Annotated in this window: 24 protein-coding genes and 1 tRNA gene; 8 read left to right on the plus strand and 17 right to left on the minus strand. The window is 62.2% G+C overall.

Annotated features, from left to right (window positions below):
* Positions 1 to 84: 84 nt before the first annotated feature.
* A complete protein-coding gene (gene rlmH / locus QMO80_RS13465) occupies positions 85 to 567 on the minus strand; it encodes a 23S rRNA (pseudouridine(1915)-N(3))-methyltransferase RlmH (protein WP_283197033.1) in 483 nt (160 codons plus the stop codon).
* A gap of 116 nt (positions 568 to 683) precedes the next feature.
* Positions 684 to 1127 carry a ribosome silencing factor gene (rsfS, locus tag QMO80_RS13470; protein ID WP_003589592.1) on the minus strand — a complete coding sequence of 148 codons (444 nt, stop codon included), beginning with the start codon at positions 1125 to 1127 and terminating at the stop codon, positions 684 to 686.
* 209 nt (positions 1128 to 1336) lie between these two features.
* On the opposite strand from rsfS, the gene QMO80_RS13475 reads away from it, so the two are divergent.
* Entirely contained in the window at positions 1337 to 1696 is a 360-nt protein-coding gene (locus QMO80_RS13475) for a winged helix-turn-helix domain-containing protein (protein ID WP_283197034.1), read from the plus strand.
* Positions 1697 to 1724: 28 nt separating this feature from the next.
* Here the strand turns inward: QMO80_RS13475 and modC are convergent, their stop codons facing one another.
* From modC to obgE, 7 genes are all read right to left on the minus strand, one after another.
* Positions 1725 to 2792: a molybdenum ABC transporter ATP-binding protein gene (gene modC / locus QMO80_RS13480; RefSeq protein ID WP_283197035.1), complete on the minus strand. Its 1068-nt coding sequence runs from the start codon at positions 2790 to 2792 to the stop codon at positions 1725 to 1727.
* On the minus strand, positions 2789 to 3490 hold the full coding sequence (gene modB / locus QMO80_RS13485) for a molybdate ABC transporter permease subunit (protein ID WP_283197036.1): 702 nt from the start codon (positions 3488 to 3490) through the stop codon (positions 2789 to 2791). Before modB ends, modC begins: the two co-directional genes overlap by 4 nt.
* Before the next feature lie 249 nt (positions 3491 to 3739).
* The gene (gene modA / locus QMO80_RS13490) at positions 3740 to 4531 is read right to left on the minus strand and encodes a molybdate ABC transporter substrate-binding protein (protein WP_283197037.1); all 792 of its coding nucleotides are present in this window, start codon (positions 4529 to 4531) and stop codon (positions 3740 to 3742) included.
* 483 nt (positions 4532 to 5014) lie between these two features.
* A complete protein-coding gene (locus QMO80_RS13495; protein WP_283200184.1) occupies positions 5015 to 5614 on the minus strand; it encodes a nicotinate-nucleotide adenylyltransferase in 600 nt (199 codons plus the stop codon).
* Between the two features lie 37 nt (positions 5615 to 5651).
* A complete protein-coding gene (locus tag QMO80_RS13500) occupies positions 5652 to 6935 on the minus strand; it encodes a glutamate-5-semialdehyde dehydrogenase (RefSeq protein WP_283197038.1) in 1284 nt (427 codons plus the stop codon).
* Positions 6928 to 8097, minus strand: a complete 1170-nt coding sequence (proB, locus tag QMO80_RS13505) for a glutamate 5-kinase (RefSeq protein WP_283197039.1) — start codon at positions 8095 to 8097, stop codon at positions 6928 to 6930. The genes QMO80_RS13500 and proB overlap by 8 nt, the downstream gene beginning before the upstream one ends.
* Positions 8084 to 9178 (minus strand): GTPase ObgE, encoded by a 1095-nt coding sequence (obgE, locus tag QMO80_RS13510; RefSeq protein ID WP_283197040.1) that lies wholly within the window; start codon positions 9176 to 9178, stop codon positions 8084 to 8086. Before obgE ends, proB begins: the two co-directional genes overlap by 14 nt.
* An 84-nt stretch (positions 9179 to 9262) precedes the next feature.
* Between obgE and QMO80_RS13515 the strand changes: the two genes are divergently transcribed.
* The gene (locus tag QMO80_RS13515; protein WP_283197041.1) at positions 9263 to 10129 is read left to right on the plus strand and encodes an endonuclease/exonuclease/phosphatase family protein; all 867 of its coding nucleotides are present in this window, start codon (positions 9263 to 9265) and stop codon (positions 10127 to 10129) included.
* A 40-nt stretch (positions 10130 to 10169) separates the two neighbouring features.
* Here QMO80_RS13515 and QMO80_RS13520 read toward each other — a convergent pair whose 3' ends face one another.
* The 4 genes from QMO80_RS13520 to rplU form a co-directional block, all read right to left on the minus strand.
* Positions 10170 to 10757: a GNAT family N-acetyltransferase gene (locus tag QMO80_RS13520; RefSeq protein WP_283197042.1), complete on the minus strand. Its 588-nt coding sequence runs from the start codon at positions 10755 to 10757 to the stop codon at positions 10170 to 10172.
* Entirely contained in the window at positions 10754 to 11410 is a 657-nt protein-coding gene (locus QMO80_RS13525; protein ID WP_283197043.1) for a GNAT family N-acetyltransferase, read from the minus strand. Before QMO80_RS13525 ends, QMO80_RS13520 begins: the two co-directional genes overlap by 4 nt.
* Positions 11411 to 11535: 125 nt before the next feature.
* Positions 11536 to 11805, minus strand: coding sequence for a 50S ribosomal protein L27 (gene rpmA, locus QMO80_RS13530; RefSeq protein ID WP_003567620.1), 270 nt, complete (start codon positions 11803 to 11805; stop codon positions 11536 to 11538).
* 33 nt (positions 11806 to 11838) lie between these two features.
* Positions 11839 to 12156 carry a 50S ribosomal protein L21 gene (gene rplU, locus QMO80_RS13535; RefSeq protein ID WP_003543907.1) on the minus strand — a complete coding sequence of 106 codons (318 nt, stop codon included), beginning with the start codon at positions 12154 to 12156 and terminating at the stop codon, positions 11839 to 11841.
* A gap of 303 nt (positions 12157 to 12459) precedes the next feature.
* Here rplU and QMO80_RS13540 point away from each other — a divergent pair.
* Positions 12460 to 12549 (plus strand) — tRNA-Ser (locus QMO80_RS13540).
* Between the two features lie 54 nt (positions 12550 to 12603).
* Here the strand turns inward: QMO80_RS13540 and QMO80_RS13545 are convergent.
* Both QMO80_RS13545 and QMO80_RS13550 read right to left on the minus strand, forming a co-directional pair.
* Positions 12604 to 13164, minus strand: a complete 561-nt coding sequence (locus QMO80_RS13545; RefSeq protein WP_283197044.1) for a thioredoxin domain-containing protein — start codon at positions 13162 to 13164, stop codon at positions 12604 to 12606.
* Positions 13165 to 13199: 35 nt separating this feature from the next.
* Positions 13200 to 14633, minus strand: a complete 1434-nt coding sequence (locus QMO80_RS13550; RefSeq protein ID WP_283197045.1) for a DUF6880 family protein — start codon at positions 14631 to 14633, stop codon at positions 13200 to 13202.
* A gap of 252 nt (positions 14634 to 14885) precedes the next feature.
* On the opposite strand from QMO80_RS13550, the gene QMO80_RS13555 reads away from it, so the two are divergent.
* The gene (locus QMO80_RS13555; RefSeq protein WP_283197046.1) at positions 14886 to 15140 is read left to right on the plus strand and encodes a DUF2934 domain-containing protein; all 255 of its coding nucleotides are present in this window, start codon (positions 14886 to 14888) and stop codon (positions 15138 to 15140) included.
* Between the two features lie 162 nt (positions 15141 to 15302).
* Here the strand turns inward: QMO80_RS13555 and QMO80_RS13560 are convergent, their stop codons facing one another.
* Positions 15303 to 15947 (minus strand): ThuA domain-containing protein, encoded by a 645-nt coding sequence (locus QMO80_RS13560; protein WP_283197047.1) that lies wholly within the window; start codon positions 15945 to 15947, stop codon positions 15303 to 15305.
* Between the two features lie 210 nt (positions 15948 to 16157).
* Between QMO80_RS13560 and galE the strand changes: the two genes are divergently transcribed.
* Together galE and QMO80_RS13570 are read left to right on the plus strand one after the other, a co-directional pair.
* A complete protein-coding gene (gene galE / locus QMO80_RS13565) occupies positions 16158 to 17141 on the plus strand; it encodes a UDP-glucose 4-epimerase GalE (RefSeq protein WP_283197048.1) in 984 nt (327 codons plus the stop codon).
* On the plus strand, positions 17119 to 18678 hold the full coding sequence (locus QMO80_RS13570) for an alkaline phosphatase family protein (RefSeq protein WP_283197049.1): 1560 nt from the start codon (positions 17119 to 17121) through the stop codon (positions 18676 to 18678). The genes galE and QMO80_RS13570 overlap by 23 nt, the downstream gene beginning before the upstream one ends.
* Positions 18679 to 18684: 6 nt before the next feature.
* On the opposite strand, the gene QMO80_RS13575 is transcribed toward QMO80_RS13570, so the two are convergent.
* Positions 18685 to 19182, minus strand: coding sequence for a DUF1993 family protein (locus QMO80_RS13575; RefSeq protein WP_283197050.1), 498 nt, complete (start codon positions 19180 to 19182; stop codon positions 18685 to 18687).
* 372 nt (positions 19183 to 19554) lie between these two features.
* On the opposite strand from QMO80_RS13575, the gene QMO80_RS13580 reads away from it, so the two are divergent.
* Both QMO80_RS13580 and QMO80_RS13585 read left to right on the plus strand, forming a co-directional pair.
* Positions 19555 to 20484: a sugar ABC transporter substrate-binding protein gene (locus QMO80_RS13580; protein ID WP_283197051.1), complete on the plus strand. Its 930-nt coding sequence runs from the start codon at positions 19555 to 19557 to the stop codon at positions 20482 to 20484.
* Positions 20485 to 20553: 69 nt separating this feature from the next.
* Positions 20554 to 22095, plus strand: coding sequence for a sugar ABC transporter ATP-binding protein (locus QMO80_RS13585; RefSeq protein WP_283197052.1), 1542 nt, complete (start codon positions 20554 to 20556; stop codon positions 22093 to 22095).
* Positions 22096 to 22108: the final 13 nt, after the last annotated feature.

Here is a 22108-nt window from a genome sequence, read left to right on the forward strand (position 1 = left end):
CGCTTTGCCAGAAAGTTTGAAGCACAACGGCCGGCCGAGCAAACACGGCTGCGTGACAATGTGGCGCATCGGGCCGATGCTGCATCAGACGCGGTGATAGGGGTGGCCGGACAGGATGGTCACGGCGCGATAGAGCTGTTCGGCAATCAGCGTGCGCACGAGCTGATGCGGCCAGGTCATCTTACCCAGGCAAAGCGTGGCGTCGGCACGGTCGTAGAGGGAGGGATCGAGGCCGTCGGCGCCGCCGATGGCGATGGTCAGCTCGCGTTTGCCCTGGTCACGATAGGCGCCAAGCAGGCCCGCGAAGGCTTCGCTGTCGAGCGCCTTGCCGCGTTCGTCGAGAAGAATGAGGACGCTGCCATCGGCAAGCGATTTCACGAGCTGCGCCGCTTCCTCGCGCTTGCGGGTTTCCGCATGGGAGGCGCGGCTTTCGGCCACTTCGGCAACACGGGCAAGTTCGAGGCCGACGGCAGGGCCGGCCTTGGCGAAACGGTCGAAATAACGGGCCGCAAGATCCTTTTCGGGGCCGGATTTCAGCCGTCCCACCGCAAAAAGACCAACTCGCATTCATCCGCTCCTGCTGATGCGGCACATCGGGCGCACGAGGCGCCACCGGCCGGTTTTCCTATTGCCCGGCCAGCCAATGCCACGTTCAGGCGCCGGACAGAATGCCGGCCTGCCTGTCAGTGCCGCGTTTCTTCATCCATATCCGGAGCCGCCCACATCTTTTCGATGTTGTAGAACTCGCGGATTTCGGGACGGAACACATGCACGATAATATCACCGGTGTCGATCAGCACCCAATCGCCGCCTTCCTGGCCTTCGACGCGGGCCGTGCCGAGGCCGTCGTCCTTCAGGTCGGTGAGCAGGTGATCCGAGATCGCCATGACATGCCTGTTCGAGCGGCCGGAGACGACGATCATGTAGTCTCCCAGCGCCGATTTTCCGGCAATGTCGATGGTGACGATATCTTCAGCTTTGGAGTCCTCGAGGCTGGCGAGGACGGTTTCTAGGGCGCGGGCGGCGGCATCGGCGCCACGTTCCGCACTCTTCGGGATAACGGCGAACGTTTTTCCCTTGGCGTGTACTGTTGTCAGTGCTTTCCCTTTCCTGGAATGACAAACCATGCACAACACAAGATCCGATCGGGATCGGATCATGGTTAAGATAGGCATCAAACCATTAATGTTTCAAGACGTGCTAAGATACAGAACGGTCGAAAATCCGATCTGGCGTCCGAATTGAAGAATATTGCCGCGAGGGCTGCTGGTGCGGGCGGTGTACAGTTTCCGTACCGCCGCGTAAAGTGCGGCAAATTTCACGATTTCACGATTCGATGACCGATCCAGCCGCAAAAACACTCGTGCCCGTCCTGCGAATCAGCTTCCCGGACGAGGATCGTCTCGGTCACGGCAAGATGGAGCTCTTGGAGCATATCCGCGCCACCGGATCGATCTCGGCGGCGGGGCGGGCGATGGACATGTCCTATCGCCGCGCGTGGCTGCTGGTCAGCGAAATGAACCGGATGTTCCGCGAACAGGTGGTGGAGCCGCAGCGCGGCGGCCAGAAGGGCGGCGGCGCGGCGCTGACGCCGTTCGGCGAAGAATTGCTCGAGCGTTTCCGCCGGATGGAAAAGACGATACGCGAAAGCCTCGCCGAGGATCTCGCCTGGCTCGAAGGCAAGCGCAGGCTGTAAGGGGGCGCAGCCTTTGGGGAGGCGCTGTTCAGGCCTCCAGAGCAACCGTCTTGATGACGGCAAAGACGGTCTTGCCGGGCTGAAGATCGAGGCGCTCGCAGGACAGCACTGTGATGCGAGAGAGAATGGTGTCGCCGCCGCAATCGAGCCGGATTTCCACCGTTCCGTCCTCGTCCGGCGATATCGCCGCGATCCTGCCTTCGAGAATGTTCAGTGCGCTGAGGCCCTCGGGCCTGGCGGTCGCCAGCATGACGTCTCGCGACGGAATGCGGATGCGCACCGGCCTGCCTGGCGCAAGCGCTGCACCGGGGATGTGCAACTGGCCAGATTTCAGCGCGACAGTCGACAGGTGGTGGCGTGGATCGAAGCTTTCGACCGTGCCTTCGAGAAGCGCGCCCGCCTCTCTCCGATCAGCCGCCGCAGACGGACGGCTCAATATGTCGACGGCCGGGCCGATCGCTTCCACCTTGCCGTCGCTGAGGACGACCACCTGGTTTGCCAGCCGCGCCACCTCGGCGATCGAATGGCTGACATAGATGATCGGAATTTCGGTCTGGTCCCGCAATCGCTCTAGATAGGGCAGGATCTCGGCCTTGCGCGCCTCGTCGAGGGCCGCCAGCGGTTCGTCCATCAGCAGCAGGCGGGGCGCGGCGAGAAGGGCGCGGCCGATGGCGACGCGCTGCTTTTCGCCGCCGGAAAGTTTTGCCGGGCTGCGCTCCAGCAGCGGCCCGATGCCGAGCAGGTCGACGATGTGTTCGAAGCTCTCGCCGCCTGCGGTTTTCGCCGTAAACCAGCGGCCGTAGGAGAGATTGGCGCGGACGCTGAGATGCGGGAAGAGCCGGGCCTCCTGGAAGACATAACCGAAGCGGCGGCGATGTTTGGGGACGAAGGTGTCGGTTGCGGTTTCGGTCAGGGCCTCGCCGTCGAGGACGACGCGGCCTTCGTCCGGGCGGGCGAGGCCGGCGATGATGCGGATCAGCGAGGTCTTGCCGGAGCCGGAGCGGCCGAACAGCGCGGTGACGCCACGCTCGGAGGTGAAGGCGGCGTCGAGCGAAAAGCCGCCGAGCCTTTGTTTTGCCGCGACGATCAGCGTCATTCCGGATCGATCCTTTGGCAGGCGAGGCGGGCGAGGAATTCGGAGGCGAGCAGCGCGGCCATGGAAATGATAATAGCGACGAACGTCAGGCGCAGCGCGCCGGCGTCGCCTCCCGGCACCTGGGTGAAGGTGTAGATCGCTGATGACAGCGTCTGGGTTTCGCCCGGGATGTTGGAGACGAAGGTGATCGTCGCGCCGAATTCGCCCATCGCTTTGGCGAAGGACAGGATCATGCCGGTGATGATGCCGGGCAGGGTCAGCGGCAGGGTGATCGTCAAAAACACCCAGGCGGGACCGGCGCCGAGGGTTCCGGCCGCCTCCTCCAGCTTGCGGTCGACCGCCTCGATCGACAGGCGGATGCTGCGCACCATCAGCGGAAAGGCCATGACGGCGCAGGCGAGTGCTGCACCCGTCCAGCGGAAGGAAAGAACGATGCCGAAATACTGGTCGAGCAGGCTGCCGACCGGACCGCGGCGGCCGAACAGGATGAGAAGAAGGAAGCCGGTGACGACGGGGGGCAGGATCAGCGGCAGGTGCACGATGCCGTTCAGCAGCGACTTGCCCCAGAAGCGGCCGCGGGCAAGCAGCAGGGCGACGAAGATGCCGAAGGGCAGGCTCGCCAGCATGGCGACAAAAGAGACGCGCAGGCTGAGCAGGATCGCCGTCCATTCCTCATTGCTCAGGCCGAAGATGTCCAAATGCGATTGTCTCCAACATCAAAGGCTCGCTGAGGCGAGCCTCAGTTTGGCGACAAGTCTCTCTCCCTCTCCGACGTCATCCTCGGCCTTGTGCCGAGGATCTGCTGCCCTATCGACCGGGGGCAGATGCTCGGGACAAGCCCGAGCATGACGAAAGAGGAGTTGGCCGACTTTGTCAGCAGCCTGAGCCTCAGTGAGCCCTTACGCTAGGCTGTCGCTATTGATTCCGCAATCATGCCAACCGCTCAATCACTTGAGGACAGTAAAACCCTGCGCCGTGAAAAAGGCGGCGGCCTTGTCGGATTTCAGGAAATCGAGATAGGCCGCCGCATCCGGGTTTTTGCTCTCGGCAAGAATGGCGATCGGGTAGATGATCGGCGGATGGGAATCGGCCGGGAAGGTGCCGACGACGGCGACACCCTTATCGGCGGCGGCATCCGTCTGGTAGACAATGCCGTAGGGCGCTTCGCCGCGGGAGACGAGGGCAAGGGCGGCGCGCACGCTCTCGGCGCCGGCGACCTTGCTTTCCACGGATTTCCAGACGCCGAGTTTGTCGAGGGCGGCCATGGCGTATTTGCCGGCCGGGACCGATTTCGGCTCACCCATGGCGAGCTTGCCATCACTCAAAAGCGCTGCGAGATCGAAGCCCGGCTTGATCTCGACCGGCTTTGCCTTGGCCTTTTCAGCAACGAGCACGATCCGGTTGCCCAGTAGGTTCGAACGGCTGCCGGCCTTGATGAGGTTCTTCTCGGCGAGGTAGTCCATCCAGGCAAGGTCGGCCGAGATGAAGACATCGGCGGGTGCCGCGTTCTCGATCTGCTTGGCGAGCGCCCCGCTTGCCGCATAGGAGGCGACGGCTTGCCTGCCGCTCTCCTTGGCCCAGGCGGCATTGGCGGCATCGAGCGCATCCTTCAGGCTTGCCGCCGCAAAGACGGTGAGCTTTTCGGCCGCGGCGGCAGGTGTCGGCAGCGCTGCCGCCCCAAGCCACAGGGCCGCGATTGCGGCGGTTGCCAGTTTCATCCATTGGCGGCGGTTCTGCATGATGACTCCCGAAGTTCGAAATATTGCAACGAATATAACGGTGCGCATTCTTTGGCTAGTGGATGTATTCAACAAAATATAACGGCATCGGTTGACCGTTCCGGCACTCACCTATTCGTGGAGCGCATGGCTTTGTGAGAAACGGAAATCCGCGAACGCGCAACGTTCCTAATGAGCGCCAATCCAACCGATAAGGCTCACCTTTCCAAAGGCTATCTCGCTGGGTTGCTACTAAAAGCGGCTGTGCTCTGCGGGCTCTCCGCGACAGGATTGCAGCGCCCGCATTGCTGCATTGCACAAATTGATATTCATCTTCTGGCGGAATATGGTACAACATACTCATCGAAACGGCCTTCTCCTCCTCCCATAGCCGTTCGATAGGGTCGACAACATTCCTCCTCCCAGTTGTCGATCGAGTTTATAAGCCCGACGGATCCTCCCCCGTCGGGCTTTCTCGTTTCCGGGGTTTCCTTAAAAATCAGCCTATTCGGAACTGCCCGGCAGCGCGCCGTTGCGGATTGCCGTCGAACTCAGGCCGGAGCGCGGGCCGTGGATGAAGGTCCAGGCCGGCGCGGGTTTCTTCCAGAGAATGCGCGCGTCGTCCTCGTCGACACGGGCGAAATCGAAGGTCCTCGTCATCTTCGAGGAGAGGTAGGAGAGTGTCGCGCCCGGCCGGTCGATCACGGCGATCGGGAAGGTGCGGACGATTTCCTGCCATTTCTGCCATTTGTCGAAGGTCTGCAGGCCGTCGGCGCCCATGATCCAGATGAAATGCACATGCGGATTGCGGGCCTTGACCCGGGCGAGCGTATTGGCGGTGTAGCTGACGCCGAGCGCCTGTTCGAAGGCGGTGACCTTGACGCGCGGATCGGCGGCGACACGCTCGCTTTCGGCAATGCGCTCGGCAAGCGGCGCCAGTTGGTTGCGGCTCTTCAGCGGATTGCCCGGGGTGACCATCCACCAGAGCTGGTCGAGGCCGAGCCGCTTGATGGCGATCTCGGCGACCAGCGCATGGCCCTGGTGCGGCGGATTGAACGAACCGCCGAACAGGCCGACGACCATGCCGCGCTCGCTGTGCGGCATGCGCAGATAATGCCGGTCCACAGTCTCCGCTGTCACGTCAGGGCCGCGTCTGTCCGGCGCCGTGCACCCGATATTTGAACGAGGTCAGCTGTTCGACGCCGACCGGGCCGCGGGCATGCATCTTGCCGGTGGCAATGCCGATTTCCGCGCCCATGCCGAACTCGCCGCCATCGGCAAACTGCGTCGAGGCATTGTGCAGCAGGATCGCCGAATCGACTTCGGTGAAGAACCGCGCGACGACATCGGGGTCCTCGGCGATCACGGCCTCGGTGTGGTTCGAGGAATATTTCTGAATATGGGCGATCGCGCCCGATATGCCGTCGACGACGGCGACGGAAATGATCGCGTCGAGATATTCGGTCGACCAGTCCTCCTCGGTCGCGGGCTTCAGGCCGGCGGCGACTTTCAGCACCGTCGGCGAAGCGCGGACCTCGCAGCCGGCCGCGGTGAGGACCTCGAGCAGCGGCGTCAGATGCGTGCCGATCGCGGCGCCATCGACGAGCAGGGTTTCGGCGGCGCCGCAGATGCCGGTGCGGCGCATCTTGGCATTGACGACGATCTGCTTGGCCATCTCGATATCGGCCGAACCATCGACATAGATATGGCAGAGGCCCTCAAGATGGGCGAAAACCGGCACGCGGGCCTCGCTCTGCACGCGGGCGACAAGGCTCTTGCCGCCGCGCGGCACGATGACGTCGATCGCTCCGTCCAGGCCGCGCAGCATGGCGCCGACGGCGGCGCGGTCGGTGACCGGCACGAGCTGGATAGCATGCTCTGGAAGTCCGGCCGCCTTCAGGCCTTCGACCAGGCAGGCATGGATCGCCTGCGATGAACGGCGCGAATCCGAACCGCAGCGCAGGATGACGGAGTTGCCGGCCTTGAGGCAGAGGGCGCCGGCATCGGCGGTGACGTTCGGCCGGCTTTCGAAGATGACGCCGATGACGCCGAGCGGCGTGCGGACGCGCTCGATCTTCAACCCGTTCGGCCGGTCCCAGGCGGCGATGACTTCACCGACCGGATCGGCAAGGGCGGCGATGGCGCGGATTCCCTCGGCCATCTCGGCGACGCGTTTGTCGTTCAGCGTCAGCCGGTCGACGAAGGAGGCGAGCATGTCGCTGCCTTGGGTGTCTTTCAGATCCTTGGCGTTTTCGGCCAGGATCGCAGCCTTGTTGGCCAGGATCGCATCGGCCATGGCGTTCAGCGCCCTGTTCTTGACCTCGGTGGACGCAAAGCTCAGCGGTCGCGCGGCAGCCTTTGCCTTGCGGCCGATGTCATTCATCAGCGCGTCAATATCGGGGCTTGCCGCAACGGTCTCAAGCATGGGCCGCGTCCTTCTTCTGCCTTTCCGATTTCTGTCTGATCTGCGCGGTCATCACCATATCGTCGCGATGGACCATGGCGGCGCGGCCGGGATAACCGAGAATGGCCTCGATCTCGGCCGACTTGCGGCCGGCAATCCGCCGGGCGTCGTCAGCATCGTAGCTGACCAGTCCGCGGGCGATCTCGCGCCCTTCAGGGCCGACGATCGCCACCGTATCGCCGCGGCTGAACAGGCCGGAAACACCGCGCACGCCGGCGGGAAGCAGGCTCTTGCCGGCCCCGAGGGCGGTGACGGCGCCGTCATCGACACGCAGTTCGCCGGCCGGCTGCAGCTGCCCGGCGATCCAGGTCTTGCGGGCGGTGACCGGTGTGCCCGACGGCGCGAACCAGGAGGAACGCGCGCCGTTTTCGATCGCCGACAGCGGGCTTTCAGTCTTGCCCGAGGCGATGATCATCGCGCAGCCCGATGTCGTGGCGATCTTGCCGGCATCGATCTTGGTGCGCATGCCGCCGCGCGAGAGCTCGGAAGCCGCACCCCCGGCCATCGCCTCGATCTCCGGGGTGATTTCGGAAATCGTCTCCAGGAACGTCGCCTCCGGGTCGAGATGCGGCGGCGCGGTGTAGAGGCCGTCGATATCGGAGAGAAGGACGAGCAGGTCGGCGCCGGTCATCGTCGCGACGCGGGCGGCCAGGCGATCATTGTCGCCATAGCGGATTTCGCTGGTGGCGACCGTGTCGTTCTCGTTGATGATCGGCACGGCGCCGATTTTCAAAAGCTGATTGATGGTGGCGCGCGCATTGAGATAGCGCCGGCGCTCCTCGGTGTCGCCGAGCGTCAGCAGGATCTGGCCGGCGACGATCTCGTCCCGCGACAGGCTTTCCGACCAGGCGCGGGCAAGCGTGATCTGGCCGACGGCGGCCGCTGCCTGGCTTTCCTCCAGTTTCAGCGCGCCCGACGGCAGATCGAGCACCGAGCGGCCGAGCGCGATTGCGCCGGAGGATACGACGAGCACGTCGATGCCTTTGGCCTTCAAGCTGGAAATGTCGGCGCACATGGCGTCGAGCCAGGCCTTCTTCAGCCCGGCCTTACGGTCGACCAGCAGGGCCGAGCCGATCTTGATGACGATGCGGCGGTAGCGGCCGAGCGGCTTACGGCTGGTCATCGGCCCCATCCTCGCCAAGGTCCTCAGCCTCATCGGCGACAACAATGTCGCGATGGCGCAGCTTCGGCACCTTGGCCGGCTTTTCCTCGGCATTTTCCTCGACGATGATATCTCGCAGCGCGCGCAGAACCTCGGTCATGCCCTTGCCGGTGACGGCCGAAATCTGGAACGGGGTCTTGCCGCAGGCCTTGGCCAGTTCCTTCGTCTTCTTCTTCAGCTCGGCCTCGTCGAGCACGTCGATCTGCGACAGCGCCACGATCTCCGGCTTATCAGTCAGCTCGTTGCCATAGGCTTCGAGCTCGTGCTTCACCGTCTTATAGGCTTTGCCGACCTTTTCCTCCTGGGCGGAGACGAGGTGCAGCAGCACGCGGGTGCGCTCGACATGGCCGAGGAACCGGTCGCCGATGCCGACACCCTCATGGGCGCCTTCGATCAGGCCGGGAATATCGGCCAGAATGAATTCCCGTTCGTCGATGGTGGCGACGCCGAGATTGGGATGCAGCGTGGTGAAGGGGTAGTTGGCGATCTTCGGCCGGGCGCGGGTGACGGAAGCCAGGAAGGTCGACTTGCCGGCATTGGGCAGGCCGACGAGGCCGGCATCGGCAATCAGCTTCAGCCGCAGCCAGAGGGTCTTTTCCTCGCCGGGCAGGCCGGGATTGGCCCAATCCGGCGCCTGGTTGGTCGAGGTCTTGAAATGGGCGTTGCCGAAGCCGCCATTGCCGCCATGGGCGAGGCAATAGCGCTGGCCTTCGACGGTGAGATCGCAGATCAGCGTTTCCCGGTCTTCCTCGAAAATCTGGGTGCCCACCGGCACTTTCAGCGTCACATCGCTGCCGTTGGCGCCGGTGCGGTTCCTGCCCATGCCGTGGGTGCCGATCGTCGCCTTGAAATGCTGCTGATAGCGAAAATCGATCAGCGTGTTGAGGCCGTTGACGGTCTCGACCCAGACATCGCCGCCGCGTCCGCCATCGCCGCCGTCGGGGCCGCCGAACTCGATGAATTTCTCGCGCCGGAAGGAAACGCTGCCCCCGCCGCCGTCTCCGGACTTGATATAGACCTTTGCTTCGTCGAGAAATTTCATTTTACTTCCAGTATCCGGTGGCAGTTGGACGGCCCGTCTTGGCCCATTCGATATAGGCGGTTCCGACGGAGGTCAAAGATTATCGTGAATTTTGCGAGCTATAACATACAGTACGGCTTCGGTCTCGACGGCAGATACGATCTTAAGCGCATTGCCCGGAGCCTCGAGGGCGCCGATATCATCGCGCTGCAGGAGGTGACCCGCGGCTTCGCGCGCAACGGTTTTGCCGATATGGCGGCCGACCTTGCTGCCCTCTTTCCCGACCATTTCTGGGTGTATGGGCCGGCCTGCGACATGCATGTCGAGGCTGCCGGAAGCGAGCGTCCGCCGATGCGGGGAACCCGCTTTCAGTTCGGCAATATGGTGCTGTCGCGCTGGCCGATCCTTTCGACCCGGACGCTGCTTCTGCCGCGCAGCCGCACGATCGGCAAGATCAATCTGCAGCGCGGTGCGACCGAGGCGGTGATCGCGGCACCCGGGGGCGCGATCCGGGTCTATTCCGTCCATCTCGACCATGTCTCTCCGGACGAGCGCATCCGCCAGCTGCAATTCTTGAACGCGCATATCAACGCTTTCGTCCACGAGGGCGGGTCGCTGACCGGGGGTAGCGAACTCGATCTGCCGGAGCCGCCGCTGCCGGAGGATTACGTTATCCTGGGCGATTTCAACATGGAGCCGGAATCGCCGGAATATTGCGCGCTTGCCGGTGCCGGCGGCGGATATTACGGCCGTATCACCAGGATCGGCACGCCGGTCGACGCCTTTGAGGCGCTCGAAGCTTACCGCCCGGAGAGCTACACCTGGATGAATCCCGAAGATCGGGGCGAACGCATGCATCTCGATTATTGCTTCGTCAGTTGCGGCCTCAAGGACCGGTTGCAATCCGCCCGGATCGATACGCAATCCGTCGGCTCCGATCATTTCCCGCTCTGGGTCGAGATCGGGAATTGACGGAGACGCCGCCGGTCGGGCGGCGTCCCCCTTTCTTCGATTAGGCAACCTTCCGCGGCTGCAGCATGCCCGGCTGCAGCACGGTTTCGATGTGCGAGACCATGGTGTTGCGGGCGAAACAATAGATTTCGCCGCAGCCCACCATGCGGAAACCGAGCTTCTCCTGCAATCTGAGCGAAGCCGGGTTGTCGGCGAAGACGCCGGAATGGATCGGCGTCTCCGGCATGCGGCGCGAAAAGCGCTCGATAATTCCAGCCACCGCCTCGCTCATATAGCCGCGCCGCCAGTAGTAGCGGTTCAGCCAATAGCCGAGGTGCCAGCGGCCGTGCCGCAGTTCGATCGAGACGTTGCCGATATGGACATCGTCCTTGCCGGTGATCGCCAGCGGCCAGTCCGGCAAGGCGCCCGAGGTGACCGGGACCAGCCAGTCCAGCGCATCCTGCCGGTCGAACGGCGAGGGGACGCGGGACAGCATGCGCGTGACGGCGAAATCGGAAAGCGATTCCGCAATCGCTGGCGCATCGCTCAGCCTGTGAGGGCGGAGCGTCAGCCGTGATGTCGAGATGACAGGCGCCGGGCCTGGCATCGTCGGCCTCAACTCCGGCCTTTGCAGCGCGGTCGTGCTCATGCGATGTTCCCCCAGCTTCTGAGCGACATCCAGGTCTTGCGGTCGAGCCGGTACCATTCCACCGGCACGTTGCTGCCGAGCGCCAGCGAGGCGGCAAGCCCCGATCCCTGGAACTGGAAGCCGCACTTCTGGATGACGCGGCGCGAGGCGACGTTCATCACCCGGCAGCGGGCGTCGATCTGATCGACGTTTTCGCGGGTTCTGAACACCATATCGACGAGGGCATGGCAGGCCTCTGTCGTATAACCCTGGTTCCAATAGGGCTCGCCCAGCCAATAGCCGATCTCGACGGTCCTGCCGTCGGCATGCGGCTCGACACCGCAGCAGCCGATAAAGGCGCCGTTTTCGGCCTTGGTGATCGCATAGACGCATTTGCCAATCTCGCCATTTCGCGTACGCCAAACAAAGTCGGCGGCATCATCGGCGGTATAGGGGTGCGGCATACGCGATACCATGGTGGCGACTTTGGCGTTGTTGGCGAGATGGGCAAGGGCGTCGATGTCTTCTTCGTGGGGCGCGCGCATGACGAGCCTTTCCGATAACAAGACAGGGCAATCGGTCCTTAACCGTTCCGGCCTCAGCCGTTCCATGGGAGACCGTTGGTCTTCCCGGGGAGACCGTGATTGGTCTGCCCTTAACAATTCGCCTTGCATGTTCAGTCCTCCTGTTTGGACAAAGAAAAAGGGGAGATGGCGCCCCATCTCCCCTGTTTTCTGGACTGAACCTGGTACGGCCAGCCGGGTCGATGAGACGCCGGCTGTTTTAGAGCGCTACCGGCTTATTCCGCTGCTTCCGCTTTCGGCATGACAGACACGTAGACGCGACCGTTGGCCTTGGTTCGGTAGTTCACATTGCCGGCGGTAAGCGCAAAAATCGTGTGATCCTTGCCGAGGCCGACATTGGAACCCGGATGCCACTGCGTCCCGCGCTGACGCACGAGGATGTTGCCTGCGATGACGGCTTCGCCGCCGAACTTCTTCACGCCAAGGCGCTTGGATTCGGAATCGCGACCGTTGCGCGAGGAACCGCCAGCTTTTTTGTGTGCCATTGGAGTTCTCCTTTAAACCTTGTCCCGTTGATCTTACTTGGCAGCCACGATGTCCGTGATACGGACGACCGTGTGATGCTGACGATGGCCGCGCGAACGCTTCGAATTCTGACGGCGGCGCTTCTTGAAGGCGATGACCTTCTTGCCGCGGTTCTGTTCGACGACTTCTGCCTTGACAGAGGCGCCGGTAACGAAGGGCGCACCGATCGCAGCGTCGGCGCCTTCGCCGATCACGAGCACTTCGGTGAATTCAATGGAGTCGCCAGCGGTGGCTTCCAGCTTTTCGATGGTCAGCACGTCGTTGGCTGCCACACGGTACTGTTTACCGCCGGTCTTGATGACTGCGAACATTTTTTATCCTTTCATGTTCGTTCCAGCTCTCCCCGCTGATCAGCAGGGTGGCCGTCTTTTTATCAGTCTAGGTTAAGCAGGGATTTCAGAGGCTAATCCTCGAATTCGTCCTGCCGGTGAAGCCCCGCGCGAGCGCGGGACGGCTAAGGCACGGATTACTCCGAACCTATTGCGCAGCCGAGATACGCGAGTGACAAAAAAGTGTCAAGGCAAAAGGATGGAATGCTTCGACTTTTCGGCTTGCCAACCCGCCATAGGCCCGTTATGAGAACGCCCGCGCCGAACAAGCGCCGACCTGACCGCGGAGAGGTGGCAGAGTGGTCGAATGCACCGCACTCGAAATGCGGCATACCTGCAAGGGTATCGTGGGTTCAAATCCCACCCTCTCCGCCATAAGTCTTCCGACGCGTCAGCGTTTGCGATTTTAGCCCGTCGGCATAGCCGGCGTCAGTGGCCCAACACCTTCTTCACCCAGGTTCCAACCTCATCGCCGCTGCTCATATCCGCCTGCACCAGCCCATCGATCACGAAGGTCGGTGACACGTGGATGCCGTTTTGCCGGGCATATTTGCAGTGCCATTTGATCTCCCGGTCGAGATCCGGGATTGCGAAGACGTCCTTCAGCTTCACGCCGCTATAGCCTTCCAGGCGCTCGATGATCTGGTTCGGTGTCACGTCCATGTTCGGCCCGCCGGCGTGGTGGTCGAACTCGAATTCCTCGCGATGCGCCGCGATGGCGGCCATCACCTTTCTGGCGGTTTCCTTGCCGCCTTCCAGCGTCGAGGCCGCGATGATGCAGCGGACGAGGACGCCGGAATACATGTGCCAGGGCTGTGACTGCAGACGGATTTTGACGGTGATCTTGTCTTCGCCGGCCTGGCTGAGCAGCGCATCGAGCTTGTTGAAGGCTCTGACCGAATAGGGGCAGGTCGGCTCCAGAAAGATTTCGAAGCTACGGGGTCCGGTTCCCCAGGTGAGCGGGTCGGCGTGCCATTGGGCGTCTGTCATGAAAATCCTCTCTTGAGGTAAGGGATCGAAGCAATTTAGAGCAGCAGGCTCCAGAAGCCATGCCTCTTTCTATGTTGGCGCTTCAGCTCGGCAACATAGGCGTCGTGAGGCCGGGCGCTGCCGAAATCGTCGATGTGAGGCGCGAGCGAGGCGCATTCCGCCAGATGGCGCGCGGCATGCCGGTAACGGCTGGATCGGCCGTTATCGAGAGTGAAGCCGATCATTGAGCGTAACAGCACGGTCGCTGCGAGCGGGTGTTTCTCCCCCAGCATTTCGGCGCCCGACGTCATCAGCTCGTAACGGTCGCCGTCCAGTTCCGCCTGGCGCCTGAAGATGAGTTTCGCGGCTTCGGCCGGCAAGGGCCAGGCAAGGAAAAAGGCAAGGGCTCGATGAACATCCGGAAAGCCGTGCGCGAAGGCGAACGCCTTCTCCTCGGCCTCGATGTCGTCGAAGTCGGCGAGCTTTCGCAGGAAAGCGCGAAGGTGCTCGCCGTTCAGCGACTGCTCGAAGCATTGCCATCGATAGGCCTGCGCTTCGTCCCCCCGTCCGAGCGCTTCGAGCGTTTCGACGCGGGCTTCCTGCCATTCAAAAGGCATTTCGAACCATCCCCGGTGATCGACGCCGTCCAAAATCCTCAATGCTTCCTCGGCGCGCCCAGCCAGGAGCAAGCGGTCGGAAATCGCGATCGCGACCATCGGCATCCTTAAGGTCTCTTCCGGCTGCTGGGCGATGAAGGCATCGACATCATTCTCAGCATCGGCAATGTCCTGCAGAGCGATGCGCGCCCTCTGTTGCCGATGCCTGGCATAGATCTCGTCCAGATAGGTCGGTCCGCTGCCCCAGCCGAAAGTTTCCCGGTCGGCATCGGCAGGCTTCTCCTCCTCTTCCTTCAACCATTGCACCAGGAGGCCCTTCAAACGTTCCAGGCCGTCCTTACCCAGCACCGGAACTATTTCGGTGATCAGCGGGTCATATTGGCCGTGGTCGTTATCCTGCAAGGCAGCGAAAACCTTGTCGGCAAGGACATCGATACCGATCCCCGCGGCCCTGGCGATGACGCCGGCATCGGCGCATGCCTGATGGAAGGTCTCGGTGAAGGCGATGTCGTTGCTGTTGGATCGGTGGAATATCGAATCGGCAACGGCAAGGAATTGCCAGATGAGATCGAACGCTTCCTTCGGATCGTCGGCGGCCACGACGGTAACGATCGCGGATCGCTGTGTTTCGAGGTCCGCGTTGACGGCTTTTACCTTATGCCATTCGATGACGCTCTGCGCTCGTGCGATGCTGCCGAGGCGCTTGCGGATCTCACGGGCGACCTCGGTGCTGCCCTGATTGCCGGCCAGTTCCATGCGCAGACGTCGCTTATGGGCGGCGCTGCCGGTGCTGATTTCGATCAGCAGTTCGGCGAGACGCTGCGCGCCGAGCGCTTCCAGGTTTTTTGCGTTGAGAGTCGTCTTTGCTGCCATGGGTCACCGCTGTCGTTTCAGGCGGACAGTATCTTAGCGTTGAAGTCGGTCCAAGGTGTCGGGTGGGGCGGCGCCGGGATAATTCCGGGTGCGGCCATACCGCGAATTCGTATGACTTTATCGGCGCTTAGTCTCACCGAATCGTGGCCGTTAGCTAAAAAATAACGCTGCCTCGTAACGACTCCTAAAGCCGGTTTTGGCACCTTGTTACCTGTTTAACATTGCCTTCCAAATTTTCCGCTGGGGTTTGTCATGAGTCATAATAAAGACGCCTGGGTCAGCCAGCGCGCTTATTCACTGTGGGAATCGGAAGGCAGGCCGGATGGGCGCGGGGAAAGCCATTGGGCTCAGGCGCTGAGGGAGTTCGAGCAGCTGGAGCTGACCAAAGCCTCGCCCGATGGAAACGATCTCATCGAGAAGCTGAAGGCAGCCGGGCGGCTGATGCGGGTCTATGACGAGGCGGCCCCTGCCGTCGAGAACGACCTGCAGCTGAAAGCGGCTCGTTAGGCCTTCTTGCCACCTCTCGAATATTCAGCGGCATTCCAGGCGGACGATCGGTCTTGCCGGCAGGTGTCGCCACGTCAATGACCTCAGCGTCGGGGAATATCGAAAGCGTTCTCGGATAGAGTTCAGCCGCCCTCGAGCGGTGCCCGATGCAGCATCCCAAATCTACTGGCGGGCGGCCCAGCTCAGGCCGCGGCGCAGGATGAGAGGCATATAGGGATGGTCGAATTCGGCGGCGACATGGCCGAGCGCGGAATAGAAGATGCGGCCGGCACCGAAATGGCGCTTGAAGACAACAGGCATCACGACATTGCGGGCGGCAGGATCATAGGCGCCGGTGAAGGTGGTGGTCGCCAGGATTTCGACTGTCGGATCATAATGCAGATAATATTGCTCCGACCGATAGTCGAAGTCGGGAATGCCCTCCATCACAGGATCGTCCTGGCGGGTGACGGCGACGCGAAAGTCGATGATGTTGCCGGGATGGGCGACCCAGGTGACGCCGGAGACATAGCGGAAAGCGGCGCTTTCCTTGAAGGAGGTGGCGAGCGCGCCGTGATGGCCGGCAAGCCCCAGCCCGCCGCGCACGGCTTCGACCAAGGCAGCCGCATGGGGTTTTTCCAGCGTTTCGCCGGTGATGATCGGTGCCAGCAGGTCGGCTTTGGCGAGCGCCGGTGACCCGAATATGCCGAGATCGCCAGTGACCTCGACCGCAAAATCGTCCTCGCGCAGCAGGTCGGCGACGATATGAGCGCATTGCTCCGGCTCATGGCCCTGCCAGCCGCCCCAAACGACCAATGCCTTCCTCATTCGCGCGCTCCCTGGCTGATTGCTGCGGACCATGTTGTGAATGCCCCTTAAAACGGGCGGTTATGCAAATCACGCGAATAATTCCGACTGCCGCCGGGGCGGTTCGGCATTTGACCTATTGTCCGTTCACGCCTATCGCAATTCCTTCTTTTTATTGACGTGTATCTCGTCTAGGTTTCTTTCATCTCTCGCTAATAATAAGGGTGGTGCATGGCAGGTGAAACGGTTCTTGTCGTCGGCGGCGCCGGCTATATCGGCTCGCATACGTGTCTCGACCTGGCGAACAAGGGCTACAAGCCTGTCGTCTTCGATAATTTTTCCAACGGCCACCGGGAGTTCGTCAAATGGGGGCCGGCGGAGGAAGGCGATATTCGCGATCGCGCCCGGCTGGACGAGGTGCTCGCCAAGCACAAGCCGGCGGCGATCCTGCATTTTGCCGCGCTGATCGAGGTCGGCGAATCGGTCAAAGATCCGGTTTCCTTCTATGAGAACAATGTCATCGGCACGCTGACGCTGCTTTCGGCGGCGCAGGCGGCCGGCATCAATGCTTTCGTCTTCTCCTCCACCTGCGCGACCTACGGCCTGCCGCAGAGCGTGCCGCTCGACGAGACGCACCGGCAGGTGCCGATCAATCCCTACGGGCGGACGAAATATATCGTCGAACAGGCGCTTGCCGATTACGACCAGTACCGGAGCCTGCGCTCGGTGGTGCTGCGTTATTTCAATGCGGCCGGCGCCGATTTCGAAGGCCGGATCGGCGAATGGCACCAGCCGGAGACGCATGCGATCCCGCTGGCGATCGACGCCGCCCTCGGCCGCCGCCAGGGCTTCAAGGTGTTCGGCAGCGATTACGAGACGCGCGACGGTACCTGCGTGCGCGACTATATCCATGTGCTGGATCTTGCCGATGCGCATGTGCGCGCCGTCGAATATCTGCTGAAGGGCGGGGATTCCGTCGCGCTCAACCTCGGCACCGGCACCGGCACGACGGTGAAGGAGTTGCTCGGCGCGATCGAGGATGTGTCGAACCGGCCTTTCCCGGTCGAATATATCGGCCGGCGCGAAGGCGATTCGCATACGCTGGTCGCCAATAACGACAAGGCGCGCGACGTGCTCGGCTGGGTGCCGCAGTATGATCTCAGCCAGATCATCCGCTCCGCCTGGAACTGGCATGCAAGATCCAACCAGCATTGAGCCAGCCGGAATTGAGAGCGACCGCCGGCCGAATATCCTGCTGATCACCGCGGATCAATGGCGCGGCGATTGCCTGTCGGCCATCGGCCATTCTTGCGTGAAAACGCCCAATGTCGATGCGCTGTCGCGGGAGGGCACCCTCTTCCGGCGGCATTATGCCGGCGCGGCACCCTGCTCGCCGGCGCGGGCGACGCTCTATACCGGCCTCTACCAGATGAACCACCGCGTCTGCCGCAATGGTTCGCCGCTCGATGCGCGCTTCGACAATCTGGCGCTGGCCGCCCGGCGGGCGGGCTATGACCCGACGCTGTTCGGCTATACCGACACGGCGCCCGATCCGCGCGGTATGGATGCCAATGACCCGCATCTGACGACCTATGAAGGCGTGCTGCCGGGCTTTACCGCACGCCAGCTGCTGCCGGAGCATGAAAGGCAGTGGCTCTCCTGGCTCAGGTCCCGTGGTCATCGGGACGCCGTCAGCCGCGACATTCATATTCCCGTCGGCGCGCGCGCCGGCGACATTTCCGATGCGGCGCCGGCCTATTCCAGCGACGAGACCCAGACGGCGTTCCTCGCCGGCGAGTTCATCCGCTGGCTGGGCGAACAGGACGGGCCATGGTTTGCGCATGTCTCCTTCTTGCGGCCGCATCCGCCCTTTTCCGTGCCGGAGCCGTTCAACCGAATGTTCCGGGCCGGTGATGGGCCGGCTTTTGCGCGCGCGGCCAACGCCCAAACGGAAGAGGCAAGTCATCCCTATCTCGCCTATGCCATGCCGCGCACCGGCAAGAGCAGTTTCATCCACGGCGCGACGGGACCGCTCAGCGACTGGGATGGCGAGGATTTCGCGGCGATCCGAGCGATCTATTACGGCATGATCGCAGAGGTCGATGCGCAGCTCGGCCGGATCTGGCAGGCCCTGAAGGATGCGGGCGCCTGGGACGATACGCTTATTGTCTTCACCTCGGATCACGCCGAGATGGCAGGCGATCACTGGACGCTGGGGAAGGGCGGCTTCTTCGACGGCAGCTACCACATTCCGCTTGTCATTCGCGATCCCGTAAGCAGCGTCGCTGGCGGGGTCGTCGACGATTTCACCAGTGCCGCGGACATTTTTCCCACAGTTTGCCAAAGGCTCGGCATCGAGGCGAAGAACGGGCTCGACGGCCGGTCACTGATGCCCTTTGTCAACGGCGCAAGCGGACCGGGTTGGCGGGACGCGGCATTCTGGGAGTTCGATTTCCGCGATATCGCCGGGGGCGAGACGGAGCGGTATTTCGGGCTCAGGTCGAACGAGTGCAATCTTGCGGTGATCCGCGACGCGCGGTTCAAATACGTGCATTTTGCCGCCTTGCCGCCGCTGCTCTTCAATCTCCACGACGATCCGATGGAGCTCGACAATCTCGCGGCCGATCCGGCCTATGCGGCGACCCGGCTTGACTATGCCGAAAAGCTGCTGTCGCTGCGGGCACGGCATCTCGATCAGACGCTCGCCTATACCGAGCTGACGGAAAAAGGGCCGGCGACGCGCCGGCCCTGACTCTCTTTAGCCGAGATAATCGCGCTTGCCGATCGGCGCACCCTGGTTGCGCAGGATGGCGTGGGCGGTCGCAACGTGGAAATAGAAGTTCGGCAGGGCGAAGATGGTGACATATTCGCTGCCCGGAAGCACGATGCCGCTGTTGCCCGGCAAAGTGATTTCACGCGTTTCCGCGCCCTCCAGCGCGTCCGGGGAGAAGCCGGCGAGATAGGCTTCGGTCTTGGCCAGCCGCTCGCGCAGCTCGTCGAACGTCTTCTCATTGTCCTCGAACTTCGGGGCGTCGGTGGCGGTCAGCCTGGAGAGGGTGAATTTGGCGCTGTCGCTGGCGCGCTGATACTGGCCGGAGAGCGGCAGCATGTCGGGCGCAAGGCGGGCGGCAACCAGGATGGCGGGATCGATATTCTTCTCCTTCGCATAGGCTTCGGCCTTGTCGAGATAGGCCTTCAGGCTGGCGAGGCCGCGCTGGAACATCGGAACGGTGAGGCGATAGATCGAAATGGACATTTGCCCTGTCTCCAAAATCCTTAAATGACCGGCCGCGTCGAGAGATCGAAGACGCCTGCGGCCGCGGCCTTGTCTTCGAGCCTCCCATAGATGGAGGCGGCTTTCGCCTTTCACAACAGAGGCAATGCAGGCGTCGATCGTAAAGTGCGCGGCCTTGCGCCTTCTTCCCGATCTCGTCGCCGCTAAAGAGGCTTGACGCCGTTCCCAGAAAATGGAATGAATATTCCGAAGAGAAAATTTTACGGTTTGTTTGTTCCGTTTTAAGCGGAGCGCCGCAGGAGAGGCGGCGAGAAAATTCCGGCTCCAGGGCAAATGCCTGGGGCTCCGGCGTGAGGAGGGTGCAGCCGGGCACCATTTGTGGAGGAAGTGAAAATGAAAAAGTTTATCCTGGGCACTGCGATGGCGCTCGTCATGTCGACGGCCGCTCACGCAGAAACCGTCGGCGTTTCGATGGCGAAATTCGACGACAACTTTCTGACCGTTCTGCGCAACGGCATGACCGATTATGCCAAGACGCTTTCCGGCGTGACGCTGCAGGTCGAAGACGCGCAGAACGACGTTTCCAAGCAGCAGAGCCAGATCCAGAATTTCATCGCCTCCAAGGTCGATGCCATCATCGTCAACCCTGTCGATACCGACGCGACGACGGCAATGTCGAAGCTTGCCGCCGATGCCGGCATTCCGCTGGTTTACGTCAACCGCCAGCCGGTCAATGTCGACACGCTGCCGGAGAAGCAGGCTTTCGTCGCATCCAACGAGCAGGAATCCGGCACGCTGGAAACCAAGGAAGTTTGCCGCATTCTCGGCGGCAAGGGCAAGGCCGTCGTCATCATGGGCGAGCTTTCCAACCAGGCTGCGCGCATGCGCACCCAGGACGTCCATGACGTCATCAAGACCGATGAATGCAAGGGTCTTGAGATCGTCGAAGAGCAGACGGCCAACTGGGACCGCACCCAGGGCGCCGACCTGATGACCAACTGGCTCTCCAGCGGCATCGAATTCGACGCGGTGATCTCCAACAACGACGAAATGGCGATCGGCGCCATCCAGGCGCTGAAGGCAGCCGGCAAGGATATGACCAAGGTCGTCGTCGGCGGCGTCGACGCCACGCAGGACGCGCTTGCCGCCATGCAGGCAGGCGATCTCGACGTCACCGTGTTCCAGGACGCTGCCGGCCAGGGCAAGGGTGCGCTCGACACCGCGCTGAAGATCGCCAAGGGCGAAAAGACCGAGAAGAAGGTCTATATTCCCTTCCAGCTCGTGACGCCTGAAAACGTCAAGGACTTCGTCACCAAGAACTGAGGCGAACGCCAAACGGGATGCGGGCCTTGCCCGCATCCTTTTCGCCTGTCCGTATCCGGAGGAGATGATATGGCCGTCAGCCCGACAACCATGGCCGCCGTGCGTGCGAGCGGTGCAGTCCCGAATGCGGAATATCTGTTGAGCGCCGAGGGCGTTCGCAAGGAATTTCCAGGTGTCGTCGCCCTCGACGACGTACAGTTCCGGCTGAAGCGCGCCTCCGTGCATGCGCTGATGGGTGAAAACGGCGCCGGCAAATCGACGCTGATGAAGATCCTCGCCGGCATCTACATCCCCGACAAAGGCGATATCCGCCTGAAAGGGATCGAAATCCAGCTGAAATCTCCGCTCGACGCGCTGGAGAACGGCATTGCCATGATCCATCAGGAACTGAACCTGATGCCGTTCATGACGGTCGCCGAAAATATCTGGATCCGCCGCGAGCCGAAGAACCGCTTCGGTTTCGTCGATCACGGCGTCATGCATCGCATGACCGAGGAGCTCTTTGCCCGGCTGAATATCGACATCGATCCCGATATCGAGGTCCGGTACCTGTCCGTCGCCAACCGGCAGATGGTCGAGATCGCCAAGGCGGTTTCCTATAATTCCGACGTGCTGATCATGGACGAGCCGACTTCGGCGCTGACGGAGCGCGAGGTCGAGCACCTCTTCCGCATCATCCGCGACCTGAGGGCGCAGGGCATCGGCATCGTCTACATCACCCACAAGATGAACGAGCTGTTCGAGATCGCCGACGAGTTCTCGGTCTTCCGCGACGGCCGATATATCGGCACGCATGCCTCGACCGAGGTGACCCGCGACGACATCATCCGCATGATGGTCGGGCGCGAGATCACCCAGATGTTCCCCAAGGAAGAGGTGCCGATCGGCGAGGTGATGCTCTCGGTCAAGGATCTCTGCCTCAACGGCGTCTTCAAGAACGTCTCCTTCGAGGTAAGGGCGGGCGAGATCCTCGGGGTGGCCGGCCTCGTCGGCTCCGGGCGGTCGAATGTCGCCGAAACATTGTTCGGCGTGACGCCGGCAAGCTCCGGTTCGATCGAGCTCTACGGCAAGCCGGTGACGATTTCTTCGCCGACCGAGGCCATCCGCCACCAGATGGCCTTCCTGACCGAGGACCGCAAGGATACCGGCTGTCTGCTGATCCTCGATATTCTCGAAAACATGCAGATCGCCGTTCTCCAGGACAGATATGTCAAGGGCGGTTTCGTGCAGCAGGGCGCCATCGAGGCGACCTGCGAAGACATGGCAAAAAAGCTGCGGGTGAAGACGCCCAATCTTTACGAGCGGGTGGAAAATCTGTCGGGCGGCAATCAGCAGAAGGTGCTGATCGGGCGCTGGCTGCTCACCAATCCGCGCATCCTCATCCTCGACGAGCCGACGCGCGGCATCGATGTCGGGGCCAAGGCGGAGATCCACCGGCTGGTCACCGACATGGCGCGAAACGGCGTGGCGGTCATCATGATCTCGTCCGAGATGCCCGAGGTTCTCGGGATGAGCGACCGCATCATGGTCATGCATGAGGGCCGCGTGACCGGTTTCCTCAATCGCGATGAAGCAACGCAGATCAAGGTGATGGAGCTGGCTGCGCAGTGATGTGCCGTCCGTC

This window comes from Rhizobium sp. BT03 (assembly GCF_030053155.1).
Classification (GTDB): domain Bacteria; phylum Pseudomonadota; class Alphaproteobacteria; order Rhizobiales; family Rhizobiaceae; genus Rhizobium.